Genomic DNA, 18,845 nt, shown 5'->3' on the forward strand with positions numbered 1-18,845 from the left:
GTCGGACTCTAATTCTTTGCCGAGGCGGATGCGCTTTTGATGCCAAGCCAGTTCTGAGTCTTCCTTTTCGATGAAAGCGATCGCTGCTCGGACGAAACCAAGCCCGACGACGCTTCACCCAACCTCACCCCGCTTTGCTGTCGTCCCCAAACCGCCGCGCCAGCGCGATCAGCACCACGAAGGTCGCAACCCACACCATCCGCGCGCCGTAGCGGTCGTGCGGGCCCGAGATCACGCCGCAGATGAAGGCGTTGCCGAGCAGCGCCAGCGTCACCGTCGCCGCCAGCAGCGTCAAATCGTCCAGCCGGCGGCTCGCGAGCGCATGGCCGAGCAGCGCGACCAGCGCCAGCATCGAGGCCAGCGCCACCGGCACGTGCAGCCAGTTGATCGCGGCGAAGTCGAGCTGCCAATTCTGCTGCCGCGCGGCGCGCATCGGCCCGGCCTGCGCGGGAATGTAGCGCTCGATGATGCCGCGGGTGTGCGGGATCCAGCCATCGGTGCCTTCGCCGGTTGCGACATGCAGCAATTGCCGGCCCATCGCCCGCAGCGCCGCGCCGGCCTGCCAGGCCGGATAATCCCTAAGCGACTGCACGACGATGTAGCCCATCTCCTCGTTCATGCCTTCGAAGCGACCGAGCGTGTTGAACATGCTCTTGCCCCACAGGAATTCGTCGGCGGTCGCCGGCAGTTCATTGCGATACGGACAGAGCTTGTAACGCTCGCACGGGCAATGATCGCTAAGGTAGCGCGCGACGATCCCATCCTGCATCATGCGGCCGAAAGCAACGCCGTAGCCGCCGGGCGTCCAGGCCAACTTGCCGGACAGCGCATAATTCGCCGAGACCAGCATCAGGCCGCCCACGACGATGGTGAGGCTCGCCTGCGTTAGTCCGGCCAGCGGAAGGCGCGCGCCGAGAAACGGCCTTGCCATCCAGCCTGCGGCGCAAAGACCGAGCAGCACGCCGAGCGTGGCGCTGTGGGTTGCCGCGGCAAAGGCGGTGAAGACGAACAGCGAGATCTTTTCCAGCATCGAGGTCCGGCTTCCGCCGACGGTCAGGAGGAATAGCGACAGCACCGATAAGCCGGCAAAGATGTCGGTGAGCAGCATGCTGGCAAGCCAGGGCAGCGCGGTCGACAGGATCAGGCAGAGGCAGATCGCGACGAAGCGGAAGGTCTGCATCATCGAGAGCACGCGAAGGGTGAGCTGCAACAGCCACAGCGCCGCCAGCGACTGGACCGCGAGGTTGATCCAGAAACCAAAACTCTCGCCATAGTGCAGATAGAGGCCGAACACGGTGGAGCGGCTGGGAACGAGATAGCCCTCGTACCAGCGCGCCAGATAGCCGCCGGTATCCCATTGCAACAGCGGATAGCCGTTCCAGAACGCCGGCGCGATCATCAGAAGGGGCAGGGTCACCGCCGCCAGGCGCAGCCAAAAAGTATCCGCGGCGCGCGCGCGCAATTGATCGGTGGTGATGCTCAAATCTGCTTCCGTCCTCGCTTGCGACCATGCCGCCAATAACGGTCGGCAGAGAATTCACCAATAGTTTGACGCCGCCCGGCTTGAATTTGGCAGAAGTCTGACCACTTTGAGCCAACTTGCCGCTTGGGGGCTTCAGAAGAAATCGTTGTGTTTCAATGTCTTGGTATGCTTTGGCGGGGCAAGGTGCTGTTCACTCTCAGGCAAGCCCGTCAGGACTTTGTCCCCTAGACTATGCTATAGAGCCGATAAGACGAGCCCATTCGAAAGAGCAAATCCCAGAGAGCAAATCCATGGCAGTGCATCAGGTCAATCCGGGAGGAAAGCTCGCATCGCTCGATCCGATCTGGGAGCGGATCCGGGGCGAAGCGGAGGACATCGTCCATCGCGAGCCCGAGCTTGCGACCTTCATCTATTCGACGGTGCTGCATCACAGCCGCCTTGAAGACTCGGTGATCCACCGCGTCGCCGACCGGCTCGATCACTCCGCGATGTCGGGCGACCTCGTGCGCCAGACCTATGACGAGGCGCTGCGCGACGATCCCGATCTCGGCAACGCCTTCCGCGCCGATCTTGTTGCCGTCTACGACCGCGATCCCGCGACCTCGCGTTTCATCGATCCCTTGCTCTACTTCAAGGGCTTTCACGCGATCCAGACCCATCGCCTCGCGCACTGGCTCTATCTGAAGGGCCGCAAGGATTTCGCGTATTATCTCCAGAGCCGCGCCTCGGCGGTGTTCCAGACCGACATCAATCCGGCCGCCCGCATCGGGCGTGGCATCTTCCTCGACCACGCCACCGGCTTCGTCTGCGGCGAGACCGCCCTCATCGAGGACGATGTCTCGATCCTGCACGGCGTCACGCTCGGCGGCACCGGCAAGGAGAACGAGGACCGTCATCCGAAGATCCGTCATGGCGTGCTGATCGGCGCCGGCGCAAAAATTCTCGGCAATATCGAGATCGGCCATTGCGCGCGCATCGCCGCCGGCTCGGTCGTGGTCAAGCCCGTGCCGCACAACGTCACGGTCGCGGGCGTTCCTGCCAAGATCGTCGGCGAGGCCGGCTGTGCCGAGCCGTCACGCACCATGGATCAGATGATCAACGCCATGGGACTGTAAGACATGGGGCTTTGAGACCCGGCTTTGACGCTGAAAAAGGGGCCGGATCTTCCGGCCCTTTCGATCCCCGAATTCTTTGGCAATTCATGCTGGCGGTTCGTCGCGTCTCGTCCTAAAACCCGGCCAACCAGATTTCGATTGGAGACTTGCCGTGGACGTCAAAGAAGTCAGAAAGCTCGATGCATATCTGAAGCGCGTATTCGGCAATCCCAAGATCCGCGTCGTGCCGCGGCCGAAGAAGGACGATTCCGCCGAGGTCTATATCGGTGAAGAGTTCATCGGCGTGCTGTTCGTCGACGACGAGGACGACGATCGCTCGTTCCAATTCCAGATGGCGATTCTCGAGGACGATCTCGTCGATCAGGAGTAGTTCGGTAATCGTGCCGTTCGACGGGGCCGTGCGGACGCGGCTCCGTGCGTTTACTTCCTTGTAAGAATGCGTAGCCGCGCCGCGGCAGTATGTTGCCACGCTATTACGCCTCCCGTTGCTGGCGGCCGGTCGAGGAGCTCGAGTTCGTCGGCAAGATGCGTACCGTGATGGTAATTCGATCTACCCTAGACGCGTCCGCTCGACACCACCGGGAAATGCTCAGCTCAGGTCGTGCAGGTCTTTTCCAAGCGGCGGTGTCAGACGAAACGTCGAGAATACGACTTTTAGCCCCGCCCGTTCGGGGGTGCAGGCCATCGGTCCCACGAGGTAAGCGTTTGCTTTCGGAAAGGGCGCCAGCCGCATGAGGGGCCAGGATTTGCCGTCAGCCGAAACCTGCAGACGAAGTACACCGTTGGCGACGGTTGCGCGAACCCGGAAGTCGCTGGCATTATGCTCATAAGGTGCTGTCGCCCAGTCTGATCGCCCGTTTGTCAGCACGCTCGCGAGCATCGCGCGGCCATCCGAGAGTTCGATTCCGGCCTTGACCCAGTGATGCGCGTCAACGCGCACCATGATCCCCGCCTGATCGTAGAGCGCTCGGAAATCGCCCTGAACACGCAAATCTGCGGTGAATGCTTCGCCTGTCGGAAAGCCCAGGAAATGCCCGCTATCGCGATCGAAGCCGTAATGGGTTTCGCGCCAGAAATCGGTGGATTTATCCGTGACTATCCGCAGATCATCACCCTCTGCTGCCCATCGCTGCGGTTCATTCAGCCACACACCGTCACGTCTGCGGAGAATCATATCTGACCTCGGTCGCGGATGCCTGCCGGTTCGGTCCGTGAGTCGGACAAGCACAGCGTCGTGCATGAGACGAAAAGCTAACTTGGCTGACATGGGATTGTTGCGTTGGGCCGGCTGCCTGGGATTCAAATTACTAAACTGGGAGCCTTGATCGTCGCCTCCATTGTTCGCGTGCATCAGCATGGTGCCTGCATGACAAGGAACCCACGCTAAATCGACGGGCAGATCACGTGGCGGCTCGACGGGCTGCCCGTAAGAGTCCAGGGCTTGGCTTAAGCACAGAACCGGGCCGCTCAGCCCTTCGGGCCGCGCAGCTGCGCCGTCAGCCTGTCCAGCGCATCCGCCACGTCATGCCATTGCGACAGCCAGCTGCGCGGGAAGCGGAAGGTGAGGTCGGCGCCGCCGACCCGGCGCTCGGAGAGGCACATGCCTGGCGTCGCCGCATCGCGGGTGCAGCGCGCGGTCAGCGCCGGGCTTGCGGCGGAATAGAGGTCTTCGCTGCCATAGGGCGTGTCGCTGCGGAACATCCGCATCGTCAGCCCGTCCTGCGGCATGGCCGTCGCCTGGTCGAGATACCGCGGATAGATCGTGGCGGTTCGCTGCTCGGGCGAGAGCGCGTCGTGATGGGCCGCGATCGACAGGAAGATGCGGTCGATCGCTTGCACCGCCGTCTCCACCGTGTCGACGGTGACGTGCTTCGGCGTGCCCGGCGGCTCCAGGGAGGGATAGAGGAAGTCGAGGTCGATGCGCTCCTGCGGTCCGGAGTGCCGCTGGATCTTCATGCGGATCGCGGTCGTCGGCACGTTGAACAACGTGCCGCCGACGCTCACCGGCAGCTTGTCCGGAGCGTTCGCGCCGCGGGTGCCCCAGGTCGGCCACAACAAATAGGCGACGAGCGCGACCGCGCATGCCGCCGCGATGCCGCCGAGCACGATCGGGACGACATGCGTCCGGGTGCGCGTACGGGGAGACCTCAAGGGAGCTGCCGAAAACATCGTCATGAGCTAGCGTAAGTCGAGCCGGAAGTGTCGGCCGGTGGCCGACGAATCAGCGGCGAATATGCCATGTGGCGGCGATTTCGCGGAGCGTTCCCGGCTGCGGGGAGCGGGGACGGCCCTGCGTGGGAGGGACAGCCGTGTTAACCTTCCCTTAAGGATAATGTAGCGTTAACCAGCACGATTTGTCACAGGAAGGCGGTGGCGTTGCGTAAGGGCGGACCGTTCCGATGACACCTGAAGCTCTCAATACCTTCTTCTCGATATGCATTGGTTTCGCGCTCGCGGGCGCGCTCGTGAACGGATACCAGGCGCTGGCGCAGCGGCCCGCCGGCTTTGGCCTGTTGCAGGACGGCGTGGCGCCGAAGACCTTCGCGGCGGTGCCGTTCCTGGTTTTCGCCGCGCCTTTCATCATTATGCGCAACACGCTCCGCGGCATGCGCGTGGAAAGCCGCCGTGCCGAGTTCGTGATGATGGCGACTGTCATCGCCGGCTTCTGGAGCATGATGAGCGGGACCTTCTTCCTGATGACGCTGCGCGCGGCCGGCGTTCTGGGCTGACGTCCGGCAGGACGGCCGGCGCGGCGGCCTTTGCCTCTTCGCCGCCGTTTCGCTATGGCTGAGGTCGACGCGACAGGAGACCTCCATGGCGATCTACGAGCTCGACGGGCAGGCGCCCGATCTTCCCGCCGACGGCAATTATTTCATCGCCGAGACCGCCACCGTGATTGGCCGCGTGCGCCTGAAGCCGGGTGCGAGCGTCTGGTTTGGCGCCGTGCTGCGCGGCGACAATGAGTGGATCGAGATCGGCGAGGGCGCCAATGTGCAGGACGGCTCGACCTGCCACACCGATCTCGGTTTTCCCCTCGTCATCGGCAGGAACTGCACCGTCGGCCACAACGTCATCCTGCACGGCTGCACCATCGAGGACGGCGCCCTTGTCGGCATGGGTTCGATCGTGATGAACGGCGCCAGGATTGGCCGCAACAGCATCGTCGGTGCCGGCTCGGTCATCACCGAGGGCAAGGAGTTCCCCGAACGCTCGCTGATCATCGGCTCCCCCGCGCGCGTGATCCGCACGCTGGACGACGCCCAGGTCCAGAAGATGGGCAGCGCCGCCAAATTCTATGTCGCCAACGGACCACGGTTCAAGAAGGGCCTGAAACGGATCGACTGAAATGCACGCAGGCCGTGCGCAGCCGGCATCTGGTTCTGGACTGTAAAAGCATCCGCGGGTGCTTCAATCCTCCGCTAAAGCGCGATGCGATTAGGATGAATCGCCATCGCGCTTTAGGTCGTTGTTTAAGCATGATCCTTTCGGAAAACCGCTGCGCACTTTTCCGGATCATGCTTTGCGCCATCATGCGCGCTATCCGAAGCGGCGCATCAGCTGCCCTCGGACTCGCTCGCTTCGATCGCGCCTGCGACCTTCTCGTGGCCGGCGGCCCACAGCGCATGCTCGTCGCTGCCGTTCTGGTACGGATTGGCTTCTGCCGGAATGGTCTCGCGCGCGGCACGTTCGCCCTCTGCAAAAGGATCGCGATCGGTCATGGTGATTTGCCTCCTCGGCTTTCAAGCTGATGTGACGGCAATTGTTCCGGAACTGGACTTCGTCGCCGCTGTTGACCGGCAAAGGAGAATTCCGATGGCCGGATCGCCTGCAACCGCCTCGATCAAGACCATGATCCTGATCTTCGTGCTCGCCGCGATGCCCGCCGTCGCCTTCGCGCAGGCGACCGGCGGTTCTGCCGGATCGACCGGAGGCCCTGCGAGGTCGACTGGAGGTGTCGCCAACTCGCCGGCCCCTCCGCCCGGCACCAACGGCCTCGGGACGGCTCAGTCATCGGGCGCAGGCGCCGGAGTGACCGCTGGCAGCGGCACGGGCGGCGGGACTGATGCCGCCGTCAACGCCGAAAGTCGCATGCTCGACAAGAAGCTCAAGAGCATCTGCCGCGGCTGCTGAATGCTCGCGCGGAAGTGAGGCAGCTGACTTTCCGGGATGCCCAAGTGACGTCAGCTTGGTCCTGCTTTGAAGTGTGGAGCGTGTCCACGCGGAGGATCGAGTGATGTTGCGCAGGATGATGATGGTGGTGCTGGCCGCCGCGGCAGTCGGGCTGTTGGCGCCGCAAGTGGCCCAGGCGCGGGGGTTCGGACATGGCGGCTGGGGCCATGGTGGCCATTGGCATGGCGGCGGGTTCTGGCCAGGTCTCGCGATCGGGGCGGGTTTCACCGGCGCCGGCTATTACGGCGCTTATTACGGCTCCGGCTCCTCCTACGGCGATCCCTACTATTATGGTACCGGCTACAACGATGGTTATGGCGGCTGCTACGTCGCGCGAAAGCGCGTCATGACGCCGGCAGGCTGGCGTACCCGCCGTGTGGATGTCTGCGAATAGCGTACCAGTAAAAAACAAGGTCGTTGACGCAGTATACCGTCAACGACCTTGCCAGCCCCGGACATTGAAATCGGCTCACGCCATCCGGTAACGGCAAGCATCGCGTGGAATCATACGGACGAATGTGATCCAGTTCACAAGTGGCGAAAATAAAGTCCGCCGTTTGGCAGCAGGCTAGCCGCGCGAGCGCTTGCGCGCGCTGGCGTGGACGCGATGCCGCGCCGGTTTCCTGCGGGTAACTGCCGGCGGTTCCGCCTCGGTTGCTCGCGCGCTGGCAAATGATTGCCGCAGGCCGTCGATGGACTCGTTCAGCGATGCGACCTGCTCGGACAGACGCTTGGTGTCGGCCTGCTGCGCCGCCATCAGCCGCTTCATGGTCAGGAGCTGATCCTGCACCACCTGGAGCTGGTCGATCGATTCCTGCTGGGTCGCCTCCAGCCCCTTGGTCTTCTCGACGAGCTGCTCGGACGCCTGGGCGGTCCGCGCCTGGAGCTGCCGCGATGCCACCACCCTGTCGGTCTCGGGTGCCGCGCCGGTGGTGGCCCGCCAGATCGCGATCGAGGTGACCCCTGCGATCAGGAGCAGGAGTGCTGCGGCCGTCAGCGCGATGGGCTGGGCGCCGAGACGGAGAAGGGGATTGGACCGTGTGTCCTCTGCGAGATCGATCATCGCTGACAAAACCCAAATTGAAACTTGGTGAGTGGCGAAGAGCGGCAGCCCTGAGGCAGCCGGGGCGTCCCGAAAACGTTACGTTTCGACAAGGAATGGGACCAAAAAGAGGCTAAGGGCCAAAAAACCAGCCATCAGCCGGCCTTGCGGCCTCCGAATGCCCCGAGAGGAGCATGTTCAGGGCTGAAACGACGAAAACGGCCCGGAATAGGTCTTCGAGCGCGGCGCGGCATAGGGGCCGAGCCGGGAGGTCTTCAGACCCAGCCGCACCAGTGATTCCGCCAGCGTCACCGCCGCAGCGACGCCGTCGATCACGGGCAGGCCGTGCGTGGCGGCGAGCTCGCTGGCGAGATCGGCCATGCCGGCGCAGCCGAGCACGATGGCTTCTGCGCGCTCGTCACGGATCGCGGCCGTGATCTCCGCGGAGATCTTCGCGAGCGCCTCCGTGCTGCGCTCCTCGAGCGCCAGCACCGGCACCTCGGCGGCGCGGACGCAGGCGCAACGCTCGGCGAGGCCGTATTTCCGCAAGTTATGTGCGATCGGCACGATGGAGACACCGAGCGTCGTCACCACGGCAAAGCGCGCAGCGACCAGGCTCGCCATGTGGAAGCCGGCTTCGCCGATGCCGATCACCGGCACCCTTGCGACCGCGCGCGCGGCGTCGAGGCCGGTATCGTCGAAGCAGGCGATGATGTGCGCATCCACACCGTCGCGATCAGCCTCGCGGATGCAGCCGAGCATGCCGGGGACGGCGAAGGCTTCGTCGTAAAATCCCTCGATCGAGACCGGGCCCATCGTCGGCTGGCGCGCGTCGACCACGGTGCCGGGCAGGGCGATGCTGCGCGCGGCGGCGGCGATCTTCGCCGTCATGGATGTGGTGGTGTTGGGATTGACGATGTGCAGTCGCATCTCGATCAGACAAGTCCCTTGTCAGACAAGCCCTTTGCCGGCGTCCGAGCCCTTGGCTGCCTGCCGCTTGTTGAGCATGTGGATGGTGCCAAGCGCAAGCGTGATCACCGTGAACGAGACTGCCGAGATCACGGTGCCGAGCGCATAGATGTCAGGGTTCGTCACGGTGGTGGTGAGACCCTGCAGATCCAGCGGCAGCGTATTCACCGCCCCGATCGCCTGGCTGGAGCGGGCGAGCTCGTCCCAGGACAGCGTGAATCCGAACAGTCCGATGCCGATCACCGAGGGCAGGATGATCGGCAGCACGACATGACGGAAGGCCTGCCACGGCGTCGCACCGAGGTCCCGCGCGGCTTCCTCGAGCCTCGGGTCGAAGCGGTTGAAGATCGCGAACATGATGAGCAGGCCGAACGGCAGCGTCCAGGTCAGGTGCGCGCCGAGCCCGGAGGTGAGCAGGCCCATCGAGGTCTCGAAATTCTCGTTCCAATGCGCTTTGATCAGGTCGTCGATGATGCGGAATTCAAGCGAGATGCCGAGCGAAGTGATGATCGAGGGCACGATCAGGCTTGCGATCGCCGAGTAAAACAAAACGCTTTGCGCCCTGAACCTCCTGCGGAAGGCCATGCCGGCGGCGACCGAGAGCACGACGGTGACACTCATCACGATGATGCCGAGCAGCAGCGAGCGGCGGAAGGCGGCGCCGAGATCGACGATGCCGGTGCCCTGGAACAGTTTCGCGATCCAGAAGGTCGACACGCCGTTCATCGGGAAGGTGAGGCCGCCCTGCGGTCCCTGGAATGACAGCACGTAGATCGCGATCATCGGACCGTAGAGAAACAGCACATAGGCCGCGAAGAAGATCGCGAGCACGTAGAAAGACCGCGGGCGTCCTTCCTTCATGCTCTAGAGCTCCTTCTTGATGTCGACGATACGCGACATCATGGAGATGATCAGGAAGGTGATGACGAGCAGGATCACGGCGTTGGCTGCCGCCGCAGGGAACTGCAGCGCGTTCACGCGCGTCTCGATGATCTTGCCGGCCGCGGCGATCTGTTGGCCGCCCATCACCCCGATGGTGATGAAATCGCCCATCACGATGGTGATGACGAAGATCGAGCCGATCACGATGCCGGGTTTTGCCAGCGGAATGATGACGTTGACCAGCGTCTGGAAGCCGGTGGCGCCGGCGTCATAGGCCGCCTCGATCAGCGATTTGTCGATACGCACCATCGAATTGAAGATCGGCACCACCATGAAGAAGGTGAAGAGGTGGACCAGTGCCAGCACCACGGAGAATTCGGAGAACAGCAGCCATTCGATCGGATGGTTGATCAGCCCGGTCTTGACGAGGCCGGAATTCACCAGCCCGTTGCGCCCGAGCAGCGGGATCCAGGCGATCATGCGGATCACGTTGGAGGTCCAGAACGGGATCGTGCACAGCAGCGACAAGCCCATCTGCCAGGTCTTGGACCTGACGTGGAATGCGAGGAAGTAGGCGACCCAGAAGCCGATGAACAGCGTGCTCGCCCAGACCAGGAAGCAGAGTTTTAGCGTCTTCAGATAGGTCTTGCCGATCGTGCATAGCTCGGGGAGCTGCGCGATGCAGCCCTCGAACGTGTCGGTGTAGCCACGGCCGGAGAAGGCCGGCAGCAACTGGTATTCGTTGTAGTCCCAGAACGAGACGATGACGACGAACACCAGCGGGATCAGGAAGAAGGCGAGAAACACCAGCATCATCGGCCCGGCCTGGAGCCAGGAGATTAAGGACGGCGACAGGCGCGTCGGTTTTACGGCGCGCGCTGTGCCCGACCCCGGGATCAAGCCCGGGGACGCCTGTTGCAGGACTTCTTCCGACATGTCCATTACGCCGCGATGAACTCATTCCACTTGCGGACCATGTAGTCGTTCTCGTCCATCACCGCGTTCCAGCAAGCGACGCCGCCCATGCGGTCCTCGTAGGAGCCGCCGTCGCGCACCGCGCCGGCCTTCTCGAGCAGCGAGCCGTCGGGCGCCTTGATGTCCTTCTCGGCCGGCTTGCCTTCCATCCAGTAGGCCCACTCGTAGGGCTCCATGTGCGCCTTCGCGGTCGAAAGCACGGCGGAGTAGTAGCCCTGGCGGTTGAGATAGGCGCCGGCATAACCTGATAGAAACCAGTTGACGAACTCGTAGGCCCATTCGAGCTTCGCACCCGACACGCCCTTGGAGACGCAGAAGCCGGAGGCCCAGGAGCGATAGCCTTCCTTCAGCGGCTGGAAGGTGCAGGCGATGCCCATCGAGCGGACCTTCGTCACGGCCGGCGACCACATCGACTGGATCACGGTCTCGCCCGAGGCCATCAGGTTGACGCTCTCGTTGAAGTCCTTCCAGAACGCGCGGAACTGGCCGGCCTTCTTCGCCTCGGTCATCACCTTCATGGTGAGATCGATCTCTTCCTTGGTCATGTTGCCCTTGTCGGCGTATTTGTACTTGCCGGAGGCTTCCACGACCATCGCGGCGTCCATGATGCCGATCGAGGGGATGTTGAGGATCGAGGCCTTGCCCTTGAAATCGGGATTGAGCAGCTCCGACCACGAACTGATCGGCCGCTTGATCAAATCGGGACGGATGCCGAGCGTGTCGGCGTTGTAGACGGTCGGGATCAGCGTGACGAATTCGGTCGCCGAGGTCGCGAACTTCTTGGAGTCCTTGCCTTCGAGATAGAGCACCTTCCAGGGCGCGGTGCCCTGGCCGCCGATCTTCTTGCCGCCGGGCGTCTCGCCCTTGGTGAAGACCGGCGTGATGTTGTCGAACTCCTTGATCTTCCTGGCATCGAGCGCAAGGATATTGCCCGACGGCACGATCTTCTTCAGCGAGAAATATTCGGTGTCCAGCACGTCGAAGGAGTTCGGCTGGGTCATCACGCGCTTGGTGACGTCATCGGTGGTCGCGGTGATGTATTCGATCTTGATGCCGATGTCCTTCAGGCACTGTTTCGAGATGTCGTCGCCCTCGTTCACGGCGGTGCCGAGATAGCGCAGCACCTTGGTCTCAGCCGATTTCACGTAGGGAAAGCCGGTGATCGCGCCGGAGCCGGCGGCAAGGCCGGCCAAACCCGCGGTGCCCTTTAATAGCGTGCGGCGGCTGACGCCGGTCTTCCTGGTCGTCTCGGTCATTTCGCTCACTCCTCTGTTGCGCATTCCAGTGATCGTTCGGCGCTATTGCAGGCGTTGCGCCTTGGCGGGATCCCAGATGGCCATCACACGATCGCCCGGACGGAACGGGTGGACGTCGAAGGTGGCTTCGGGAACGTGGGAGAACAGGGTCGTGCCGTCGTCGAGCGTGAGCGAGACGGCGACATAGGAGCCCTGGTACTCGGTCTGGGTCAGCAGCGCGGGCGCACCGCACGCAGCACTGGTGAACGGCGCGATGCCGAGTTGATCGGCGCGCACGGCGATGAGCTTGCCGGCGTCGCTGAGCACGTTGTGGCCGCCGATGAAGCGCGCCACGAATTCGGTCCGGGGATGGTGGAAGATGTCGCGGGCTGTGCCCTGCTGCTCGATCCGGCCGTGGTTCATCACCACGATGTGGTCGGCGAGCGCCATCGCCTCCTCCTGGCCATGGGTGACCTGGATGAAGCTGATACCAAGTTCGCGCTGAAGCCGCTTGAGTTCACCGCGCATCCTCACCCGCAGGAACGGATCGAGCGCGGACAGCGGCTCGTCGAGCAGGAGGATCTGCGGCTCGGTGATCAACGCGCGAGCGAGCGCGACGCGCTGCTGCTGGCCGCCGGAGAGCTGCGCCGGCAGCCGGCCCGCATAGGGGCTCATCGCCACCAGCTCCAGCAATTCGCCGGCGCGCTTGTGGCGCGTCGGCTTGTCGATGCCGCGCATCTTCAAGGCGAAGGCGACGTTGTCGAGCACGCTCAGATGCGGAAACAGCGCGTAAGACTGGAACATCATCGCCGTGCCGCGCTCGGCCGGCGGCAGGTCGGTGACGTTCTGCGCGCCGAGGATGATGTCGCCCTGGCTGACCGCCTCGTGGCCCGCGATCATTCGCAGGGTCGTGGTCTTGCCGCAGCCGGACGGGCCAAGCAGGCAGCAATAGGTGCCGGCTGGGATCTTCAGATTGACGGTGTCGACCGCCAGCGTCGTGTCATAGCGCTTGGTGACGGCGACCAGTTCGAGAGCGGCGGGAGTGGCCATGGCGTGTCCAACGTGGGGCGGTGCTGCCGCTCTCTCCGCAAGGTCCGTGCCAATCGCCTCCGTGCTAGCAAAATTCCGAAACTGTGCAGCGGAGTCAGATCGTTAGATCGAATCCGGTACATCCGTTCTGCCCGCCCCGTGCGCAGTCTCTGCACACAAAACGGGCGAAGATTGTATAAAGTTTCGCCTGTGATTGGATACAGCTCGTCGACTACCATTCACATTCGAACGTTGCCGATGAGCTCCCACACCCATGGCCGCCAAGCCCCGCCCCAAATCCGACGCGCCAGATGCGAGCGATCGCGTCAGCCGCATCCGGGAGGGTGTGACCGCGGCGATCCTCGAGCATCGCCTGCTGCCGGGCACGAAACTCGGCGAGGACGAGATCGGCGAGATCTACGGCGCGAGCCGCACGCTGGTTCGCACTGCGCTCCAGCAGCTCGCGCATGAGGGCATCGTCAACATCGAGAAGAACCGTGGTGCCTTTGTCGCGCGCCCGACGCCTGCGGATGCCCGCGAGGTGTTCGAGGCGCGCCGCCTGATCGAGCCCACGATCGTCGATCACGCCTGCGAGGCAGTGTCGCCGGCCTGGCTCGATCGTCTCCAGCGGCATCTTGCCGAGGAACGCGAGGCCGAGCTGCGCGGCGACGCGCGCGCCTCGGTGCGGCTCTCCGGCGAGTTTCACCGGCTCATTGCCGAGATGAGCGGCCACAGCATTTATCTCGGTTTCCTCAAGGAGCTGATCGCGCGCTCCTCGCTGATCATCCTGCTCTACCGCCGCCACGACACGCCGGCCTGCGGCACCGATCATCACGCCGGCATCGTCGCCGCGATCCGCAAGCGCGACAGAGAGGCCGCGCGCGCGCAGATGCTGTCGCATTTGGACGAGATCGAGGCCGAGCTGTTCCTGAAGGACCCCGCCACCGACGAGCTGCGGCTCGCGGATGTGCTCGGCGCGTGAGTTCAACGAGGCGCTCGCTTTGCTGCCGTTCCTGGTTGATCACCCGCAGGACTTCGAGACCCCTGGATAACGCGATGACGGGACGGAACGACGTCATGGCAGCTCCTTGTGATTGCCTGTGCCGCTACCCAATGGCGGAACCGCCGGACCAGTCAACAGCGGTGCGGCTTAACGCGACTATTCCTGGCGAGCTACACCGGCTATATGCTGTCGCTCTGCCTCGAATTGTCATGTACCGTAAATGCTAAAGTCAGATGCAACGGCGGCCCGCAAGACCCGGAGCGCGCCGAACAGGAATCCTGCTCCAAAGGACAACAAGAGAACGCAAGTGGCCGCCCGCTTCCTGAGGCAAGGTGAGGAGGGCGCGAAACCCGCGAAGGTCGAGGGCGCTGTGATCGATCAGACGCCGTCGCAATACGCAACCCCCGCGCCGGCTCAGTTGGTCACCGCCCCACGGCCCGCCAGTGAAATCGAACTCAAGCTCGTCGTCGATCCCGAGCGTATGGCGCATTTCCACGCCGCGCCGGTCATCGCGGCGCACGCGCGCAACAAAGGCTCGCGAAAACATCTCAAGTCGGTGTACTACGACACGCCCGAACGCACACTCCGGCGCAATGGCCTCAGCCTGCGTGTTCGCCAGAGCGGCGCGCGCTTCGTGCAGACCCTGAAGACCGAGGTTGCTGACGATCCGCTGCGCCGTGGCGAGTGGGAGGCGAAGGTGCCGTCGCTTGCGCCCGATCTCGCTCTGGCGATGCCCTTCCTTCCGGAGAAGCTTCGCGGCTCCCTCGAAGCGCATCCGCTCGAAGCCGTCTTTACCGCCGACATCCATCGCCATGCGCGGATGATCGACTTGCCGACCGGCACGGTTGAAGTCGCGTTCGACCAGGGCGAGCTGACGGCCGGCGACCGCTCGCTGCCGGTGAGCGAAATCGAGCTCGAACTCAAGAGCGGCAGCGCGAGCACGATTTACGAGGTCGCCTTGCTGCTTGCGGAGCAGGGGGCGGTGAAGCCGTCGATCCGCAGCAAGTCCGCGCGCGGCTTCGACCTTGCTGCCGATCTGGCGCCGGGGGCGCGTCGTCCGCGAAAACTTCGCCTCGATCCGTCGGTGACGCTCGACGAAGCCTTCGCGGCGATCCTGCGCTCCTGCTTGCTTCATCTGCTGCAGGCGCGGCCGGCGGCCGAGGACGGCCGCAATCCGGAAGGCGTGCATCAGCTGCGTGTCTCGCTGCGCCGGCTGAGATCGGCGCTCGATCTGATGCGATCGGTCGGCGCGCTCAACAATCTCGATGCACTGCGGTCGGAGGCAAAATGGCTGGCGCGAGAGTTGTCCGCCGCGCGCGATTGGGATGTATTCCGGCTCGAGACCTTGCCGACGATCGCAAAAGCCTGTCCCGCGGTCACCGGCTTCGATGCGCTCGACCGGGCGGCAGCGAGGGGCCAGTCCGAGGCCTATCGCAGGGCGCAGCGCGCGCTCGATGATCGCCGCTGCGCCCTGTTCCTGATCGGCCTCGGTCACTGGATCCAGACGCGGGGATGGCGCGACGATGTTGCCGCCGAAGATCTCGGCCAGCTCGCCGAGCCCGCCGTCAATTTCGCCCAGCGCATCCTGTCGGAGCAGCACGCGAAGGTGCTCAAGCGCGGCCGCCGCTTCAAGTCGCTCACGATCGACGAGCTGCATAGGGTTCGGCTCGCGACCAAGCGGCTGCGCTATCTCGGCGAATTCCTGCTGCCGCTGTATGAGGACCGCAAGTCCACGCGGCGCTTCTCGCGCCGGCTTGCCGATCTGCAGGAGGAGCTCGGCGCGTTCAACGACATGGCGGTCACGGCCTCACTGCTCGAGAGGCTCGATGCCGAGCCCGGCAGCGCGATTGCCGCGGCGGCGATTGCCGGCTGGCAGGCGCGTGCATCCGTCGGCGTGCAGCCGGTCTTGCGAAGCACCTGGCGCGATTTTACCGGCGCGCGTGTGCCGTGGGCGCGGCAGACGCAGCAGGACTGATCGCGCATCCCCAAAAAAGTTGCGCCCAGCCATTGGGGGATGGCTGGGCGCGCGCGAACCGGTCTGGGACGGGGAGGGGTGGGGATGTGACCGGGTCGCGTAACTCCTTGTATCGTTGCTAATCTTTTGCGCTGGCGGTGGAGACCGCCGGCCTGGTATCGCCGAGCGAGACCCAGACGTTGGGATCGCTCTGCGACTGGCGCTTGACGAAGCGGTAGCCGGTCTCGGTCCAGGCAACGACGTTCTCGTTCTGATTGTCGAGAACGAACTCGCCTTTGTCGGTCTTCACCGTCAGTACCGCGTGTCCTTCGCCCTTCTTGTCGCGCACGACGGTGATGAGCAGGGCCTGGCGCGGCCATCCGGCATCGATCAGCATCTTGCGCTTCAACAGCACGTAGTCTTCACAATCGCCGTAGCCGTCGGTCGGCAGCGACCATTTCTCGATCACGCCCCAGTGCTCCTGGTCGGTCAAAGGCTTGACGGTCTCATTGACCCAGCGATTGACCTTGACGAGGTCGCGCCATGCGGCCTGCGACATCACGATGTCGCGCGGCTGCGCCGGTGCGCCCTGGCACTGCGCGGTATTGTCCGCACAGAACTCGACCCAGCCGATCGGCGCACGCGTGGTGTCACCGAGGCTCGCGTAGAGCAGACGGCCTTCGCCGGCCTGCGCTGTCGCGCCGATCCCGAAGAGCATGGCGGCGAGCGCCAATCCCTTCCCCTGTCCCCTGAAATCAAACATTGCGGCCCCCGTTTCTTGTTGGGACCACATTTCGCACGGAGCTTTTGAGTTGCCGCTAAGTCAGCCAAGTCAAGTCGAGACGAATACAAGTAAAAGGCGCGGCGAATTCGATCTATACTTGAATCGAATTCTCATAAAATTTGAAATGGCTGCAATTGATTCAAATTTTATCTGTTAACGCGCAGACGCTGGCGGAACACGATTTCCGGGCGCAAACCGGCTGCGCGTTAACCGGCGTGGGACCCGTCACCACGCACGAAAAAGGCGGCGTCCGCATCGCGGAGGCCGCCTCTAGGGCTGGAAATACAGTGGTTTTGACGTCGTCGCGCTTTACCGCGCGGTAACGCTCTCTTCGAGTGTTTCGATCGGCTGCGCGTGGACGAACTCCAGGGCGAAGCCGTCTTCGAGGTTTCGGACCACGCGGCCCTGGACCCGGCCGAGCAAAACCGTCGACTTCAGCGGCGGCCGGTTCTCCGCCGCAATGGCAGCACCGGACAAGGACAGGTCGATGATGCGGCAGGTCATCTTGGTGCCGTCCTCGAGCGTCAGCACCGCGATCGGGTTGCGCGGCACGATACGGTCGTGGCGGCGGTCCTCGGGCAAATTGAGGATGTCGCGGTTGGCGAGCCAGGTCAGCTGTGCCGCGAGCTTGTCACGCTTGCGGGGCGTGGCACCGACCGTCATGGCGAAGCCGTTGTCGATGATGCGGGTGATCTTGCCTTCGACCCGGCCGATATGGTCGAGATAGGCGACCACGCGGTCGCCGACATTGCCGATGCCGGGGGCCAGCAGTGCCAGCCCGCCCGGCGACATGTTGATCACCTGGCAGGGGAATTCGCGGCGGTCGGGCAGCATGTAGCGGCCGAGCAGGTGCACTTTCACCCGCTGGAAACGCCGACGCTCTTCGGCGGCCGGAAGAAATTTTTTGTTCGCCAACGCCATTTTCAACACCCGACCCCCCGCCCGGGCGGAGTCCGGGACGACCCTAAGGTCCACAGGGTTAATGCCGCGTTAGGATTGGACGCGGCGGTCACGGACAGACACAATGCGCTCGAAAAGCCACATCAAGGGCGGGCAGGCCAGCACCGTCAGTGCGCCCAGGTCGAGCGCGACCGCTGCACTTCCGACCGATTTGGCAAGCCGGCCCGCCACCGCCGGGCCCAGCATCATCGTGGCATAGAAGAGTGTGTAGAACACGCCCATCCCGATCGCCCTTGTCTCCGGCGCGAGCACGCGGGCGGCCAGGCTCATGATCGGGCCGGCCGGATGGCCGCCGATCAGGCCGATCAGGACGAGGATCATGATCACGGCGTCGGACCGGGTCAGCCACGCCAGCAGTCCGGCCACCATGAGGCTGGCCGCGCCCGCCAGCACGAGCGGGCGTTTGAACCGATCGGCCAGATAGCCGCCCGTCGGCACCGAGATCACCGACAGCCACATCACAAGGCTGATCGCCGATCCCGCCGCCGCAATGCTCCAGCCGCGCTCGGCCAGCAGCGACGGGCCGAACGAGAAGATCATCGCGAAGCCGACATTGTAGAGACCCCAGATCATACCCGCGACGATCACCGCCAGCAGCGCCAGGGGATCGAGCCGGCCAGAGCCCACCGCGCTGGCGGTCGCTCCCGGCGGGGGCTGATAGAGCATGATCAGCACGATGCCCATCGCCGTCAGCGCGCCGGCCGCCAGAAACACCGCGCCTGCGCCGTAGGCGGTGCCGATCGCCGGCAGCACCAGAAGTGAGATCGCAACGCCGGCCGGCCATGAGTTGACGAAGATCGCCATCGCGGTTGCGATCTCCTTACCCGCGAACCAGTCGGTGCCCATCTTGGTAAGCTGCACCGTCAGCAGCACGCCGCCGGCGCCGGAGCCGAGCCGGCCCGCCAGCTGCCAGCCCCAGACGTCGGTCGTGGCCATTACGAGGCTGCCCGCCGTCATCAGCAACAGTGCGGCGATCGTCGTCGGCCTGTCGCCAAGCCTTCGGCCGATCGCGCCGCCCGGCAGCGCCAGCACGACGCCTGGCGCGAAGTAGAGCCCGATCAGGATGCCGATATCGGCCAGCCCGACGCCAAAAGTCTGTTGCAGCAGCGGCGCGACCGCGGCCACGCTCTGGAATTGGAAGGCGATGGTGAGGCGCACGACGAACAGGATCGCAAGAATGCCCCAGCGATTGCGCAACGTTCATCTCCCCCGAGCCCTGTGCCGAGCGTGCGGTGGAGAGAGGC

The 18,845-nt window shown here is 64.1% G+C and carries 21 protein-coding genes; 8 read left to right on the forward strand and 13 right to left on the reverse strand.

Translation table 11 applies throughout. The features are described 5' to 3' along the window. Positions 1-124: 124 nt before the first annotated feature. Complete coding sequence (locus IVB28_RS11210) at positions 125-1,483, reverse strand: hypothetical protein (RefSeq protein WP_247526194.1); 1,359 nt, start codon at positions 1,481-1,483, stop codon at positions 125-127. 290 nt (positions 1,484-1,773) lie between these two features. On the opposite strand from IVB28_RS11210, the gene cysE reads away from it, so the two are divergent. Both cysE and IVB28_RS11220 read left to right on the forward strand, forming a co-directional pair. After that, complete coding sequence (cysE, locus tag IVB28_RS11215; RefSeq protein ID WP_247526195.1) at positions 1,774-2,598, forward strand: serine O-acetyltransferase; 825 nt, start codon at positions 1,774-1,776, stop codon at positions 2,596-2,598. Positions 2,599-2,749: 151 nt separating this feature from the next. Next, positions 2,750-2,968, forward strand: a complete 219-nt coding sequence (locus IVB28_RS11220; protein WP_007602550.1) for a DUF3126 family protein — start codon at positions 2,750-2,752, stop codon at positions 2,966-2,968. 219 nt (positions 2,969-3,187) lie between these two features. On the opposite strand, the gene IVB28_RS11225 is transcribed toward IVB28_RS11220, so the two are convergent. Together IVB28_RS11225 and IVB28_RS11230 are read right to left on the reverse strand one after the other, a co-directional pair. Further along, entirely contained in the window at positions 3,188-3,772 is a 585-nt protein-coding gene (locus tag IVB28_RS11225; RefSeq protein ID WP_247526196.1) for a DUF1349 domain-containing protein, read from the reverse strand. A gap of 293 nt (positions 3,773-4,065) precedes the next feature. Further along, a complete protein-coding gene (locus IVB28_RS11230; RefSeq protein ID WP_247526197.1) occupies positions 4,066-4,773 on the reverse strand; it encodes a hypothetical protein in 708 nt (235 codons plus the stop codon). A gap of 224 nt (positions 4,774-4,997) precedes the next feature. On the opposite strand from IVB28_RS11230, the gene IVB28_RS11235 reads away from it, so the two are divergent. Further along, positions 4,998-5,327 (forward strand): hypothetical protein, encoded by a 330-nt coding sequence (locus tag IVB28_RS11235; protein ID WP_247526198.1) that lies wholly within the window; start codon positions 4,998-5,000, stop codon positions 5,325-5,327. An 85-nt stretch (positions 5,328-5,412) separates the two neighbouring features. After that, positions 5,413-5,943: a gamma carbonic anhydrase family protein gene (locus tag IVB28_RS11240; protein WP_247526199.1), complete on the forward strand. Its 531-nt coding sequence runs from the start codon at positions 5,413-5,415 to the stop codon at positions 5,941-5,943. A 209-nt stretch (positions 5,944-6,152) separates the two neighbouring features. Here the strand turns inward: IVB28_RS11240 and IVB28_RS11245 are convergent, their stop codons facing one another. Further along, the gene (locus IVB28_RS11245) at positions 6,153-6,317 is read right to left on the reverse strand and encodes a hypothetical protein (RefSeq protein WP_247526200.1); all 165 of its coding nucleotides are present in this window, start codon (positions 6,315-6,317) and stop codon (positions 6,153-6,155) included. A gap of 94 nt (positions 6,318-6,411) precedes the next feature. Here IVB28_RS11245 and IVB28_RS11250 point away from each other — a divergent pair, with 94 nt between their 5' ends. Both IVB28_RS11250 and IVB28_RS11255 read left to right on the forward strand, forming a co-directional pair. Beyond that, positions 6,412-6,729, forward strand: a complete 318-nt coding sequence (locus IVB28_RS11250) for a hypothetical protein (protein ID WP_247526201.1) — start codon at positions 6,412-6,414, stop codon at positions 6,727-6,729. A gap of 103 nt (positions 6,730-6,832) precedes the next feature. After that, positions 6,833-7,162: a hypothetical protein gene (locus tag IVB28_RS11255; RefSeq protein ID WP_247526202.1), complete on the forward strand. Its 330-nt coding sequence runs from the start codon at positions 6,833-6,835 to the stop codon at positions 7,160-7,162. Positions 7,163-7,336: 174 nt separating this feature from the next. Here the strand turns inward: IVB28_RS11255 and IVB28_RS11260 are convergent, their stop codons facing one another. The 6 genes from IVB28_RS11260 to IVB28_RS11285 all read right to left on the reverse strand — a co-directional run bounded on the left by IVB28_RS11260 (position 7,337) and on the right by IVB28_RS11285 (position 12,921). Next, positions 7,337-7,831, reverse strand: a complete 495-nt coding sequence (locus IVB28_RS11260; protein WP_247526203.1) for a hypothetical protein — start codon at positions 7,829-7,831, stop codon at positions 7,337-7,339. Positions 7,832-8,008: 177 nt separating this feature from the next. Further along, entirely contained in the window at positions 8,009-8,740 is a 732-nt protein-coding gene (locus IVB28_RS11265) for an aspartate/glutamate racemase family protein (RefSeq protein ID WP_247526204.1), read from the reverse strand. A gap of 21 nt (positions 8,741-8,761) precedes the next feature. After that, the gene (locus IVB28_RS11270; protein WP_247526205.1) at positions 8,762-9,640 is read right to left on the reverse strand and encodes an ABC transporter permease; all 879 of its coding nucleotides are present in this window, start codon (positions 9,638-9,640) and stop codon (positions 8,762-8,764) included. 3 nt (positions 9,641-9,643) lie between these two features. Further along, positions 9,644-10,603: an ABC transporter permease gene (locus IVB28_RS11275; RefSeq protein WP_247526206.1), complete on the reverse strand. Its 960-nt coding sequence runs from the start codon at positions 10,601-10,603 to the stop codon at positions 9,644-9,646. Further along, complete coding sequence (locus IVB28_RS11280; RefSeq protein WP_247526207.1) at positions 10,603-11,892, reverse strand: PotD/PotF family extracellular solute-binding protein; 1,290 nt, start codon at positions 11,890-11,892, stop codon at positions 10,603-10,605. Before IVB28_RS11280 ends, IVB28_RS11275 begins: the two co-directional genes overlap by 1 nt. A gap of 42 nt (positions 11,893-11,934) precedes the next feature. Then, positions 11,935-12,921 (reverse strand): ABC transporter ATP-binding protein, encoded by a 987-nt coding sequence (locus IVB28_RS11285; RefSeq protein ID WP_247526208.1) that lies wholly within the window; start codon positions 12,919-12,921, stop codon positions 11,935-11,937. Between the two features lie 253 nt (positions 12,922-13,174). On the opposite strand from IVB28_RS11285, the gene IVB28_RS11290 reads away from it, so the two are divergent. Both IVB28_RS11290 and IVB28_RS11295 read left to right on the forward strand, forming a co-directional pair. After that, positions 13,175-13,882, forward strand: coding sequence for a GntR family transcriptional regulator (locus IVB28_RS11290; RefSeq protein WP_247526209.1), 708 nt, complete (start codon positions 13,175-13,177; stop codon positions 13,880-13,882). Between the two features lie 241 nt (positions 13,883-14,123). Beyond that, positions 14,124-15,878, forward strand: coding sequence for a CYTH and CHAD domain-containing protein (locus IVB28_RS11295; protein ID WP_247526211.1), 1,755 nt, complete (start codon positions 14,124-14,126; stop codon positions 15,876-15,878). A 118-nt stretch (positions 15,879-15,996) separates the two neighbouring features. Here the strand turns inward: IVB28_RS11295 and IVB28_RS11300 are convergent, their stop codons facing one another. The 3 genes from IVB28_RS11300 to IVB28_RS11310 all read right to left on the reverse strand — a co-directional run bounded on the left by IVB28_RS11300 (position 15,997) and on the right by IVB28_RS11310 (position 18,798). Beyond that, on the reverse strand, positions 15,997-16,620 hold the full coding sequence (locus IVB28_RS11300; protein WP_247526213.1) for a transglutaminase-like cysteine peptidase: 624 nt from the start codon (positions 16,618-16,620) through the stop codon (positions 15,997-15,999). A 330-nt stretch (positions 16,621-16,950) separates the two neighbouring features. Beyond that, complete coding sequence (locus tag IVB28_RS11305; protein ID WP_094895511.1) at positions 16,951-17,562, reverse strand: PilZ domain-containing protein; 612 nt, start codon at positions 17,560-17,562, stop codon at positions 16,951-16,953. Between the two features lie 69 nt (positions 17,563-17,631). Next, positions 17,632-18,798, reverse strand: coding sequence for an MFS transporter (locus tag IVB28_RS11310; RefSeq protein WP_247526215.1), 1,167 nt, complete (start codon positions 18,796-18,798; stop codon positions 17,632-17,634). Positions 18,799-18,845: the final 47 nt, after the last annotated feature.

It is taken from the genome of Bradyrhizobium sp. 199, assembly GCF_023073355.1.
In the GTDB taxonomy this organism is placed as follows: Bacteria; Pseudomonadota; Alphaproteobacteria; order Rhizobiales; family Xanthobacteraceae; genus Bradyrhizobium.

What these genes read in the sequence shown, in the direction of transcription:
- IVB28_RS11255 (WP_247526202.1), top strand. Translation starts at nt 6,833, where the DNA reads ATGTTGCGCAGGATGATGATGGTGGTGCTGGCCGCCGCGGCAGTCGGG.
- IVB28_RS11305 (WP_094895511.1), bottom strand. Translation starts at nt 17,562, where the DNA reads ATGGCGTTGGCGAACAAAAAATTTCTTCCGGCCGCCGAAGAGCGTCGG.
- IVB28_RS11265 (WP_247526204.1), bottom strand. Translation starts at nt 8,740, where the DNA reads ATGCGACTGCACATCGTCAATCCCAACACCACCACATCCATGACGGCG.
- IVB28_RS11260 (WP_247526203.1), bottom strand. Translation starts at nt 7,831, where the DNA reads ATGATCGATCTCGCAGAGGACACACGGTCCAATCCCCTTCTCCGTCTC.
- IVB28_RS11285 (WP_247526208.1), bottom strand. Translation starts at nt 12,921, where the DNA reads ATGGCCACTCCCGCCGCTCTCGAACTGGTCGCCGTCACCAAGCGCTAT.
- IVB28_RS11275 (WP_247526206.1), bottom strand. Translation starts at nt 10,603, where the DNA reads ATGGACATGTCGGAAGAAGTCCTGCAACAGGCGTCCCCGGGCTTGATC.
- cysE (WP_247526195.1), top strand. Translation starts at nt 1,774, where the DNA reads ATGGCAGTGCATCAGGTCAATCCGGGAGGAAAGCTCGCATCGCTCGAT.
- IVB28_RS11245 (WP_247526200.1), bottom strand. Translation starts at nt 6,317, where the DNA reads ATGACCGATCGCGATCCTTTTGCAGAGGGCGAACGTGCCGCGCGCGAG.
- IVB28_RS11225 (WP_247526196.1), bottom strand. Translation starts at nt 3,772, where the DNA reads ATGATTCTCCGCAGACGTGACGGTGTGTGGCTGAATGAACCGCAGCGA.
- IVB28_RS11230 (WP_247526197.1), bottom strand. Translation starts at nt 4,773, where the DNA reads ATGACGATGTTTTCGGCAGCTCCCTTGAGGTCTCCCCGTACGCGCACC.
- IVB28_RS11290 (WP_247526209.1), top strand. Translation starts at nt 13,175, where the DNA reads ATGGCCGCCAAGCCCCGCCCCAAATCCGACGCGCCAGATGCGAGCGAT.
- IVB28_RS11240 (WP_247526199.1), top strand. Translation starts at nt 5,413, where the DNA reads ATGGCGATCTACGAGCTCGACGGGCAGGCGCCCGATCTTCCCGCCGAC.
- IVB28_RS11300 (WP_247526213.1), bottom strand. Translation starts at nt 16,620, where the DNA reads ATGTTTGATTTCAGGGGACAGGGGAAGGGATTGGCGCTCGCCGCCATG.
- IVB28_RS11280 (WP_247526207.1), bottom strand. Translation starts at nt 11,892, where the DNA reads ATGACCGAGACGACCAGGAAGACCGGCGTCAGCCGCCGCACGCTATTA.
- IVB28_RS11295 (WP_247526211.1), top strand. Translation starts at nt 14,124, where the DNA reads ATGCTAAAGTCAGATGCAACGGCGGCCCGCAAGACCCGGAGCGCGCCG.
- IVB28_RS11235 (WP_247526198.1), top strand. Translation starts at nt 4,998, where the DNA reads ATGACACCTGAAGCTCTCAATACCTTCTTCTCGATATGCATTGGTTTC.
- IVB28_RS11270 (WP_247526205.1), bottom strand. Translation starts at nt 9,640, where the DNA reads ATGAAGGAAGGACGCCCGCGGTCTTTCTACGTGCTCGCGATCTTCTTC.
- IVB28_RS11250 (WP_247526201.1), top strand. Translation starts at nt 6,412, where the DNA reads ATGGCCGGATCGCCTGCAACCGCCTCGATCAAGACCATGATCCTGATC.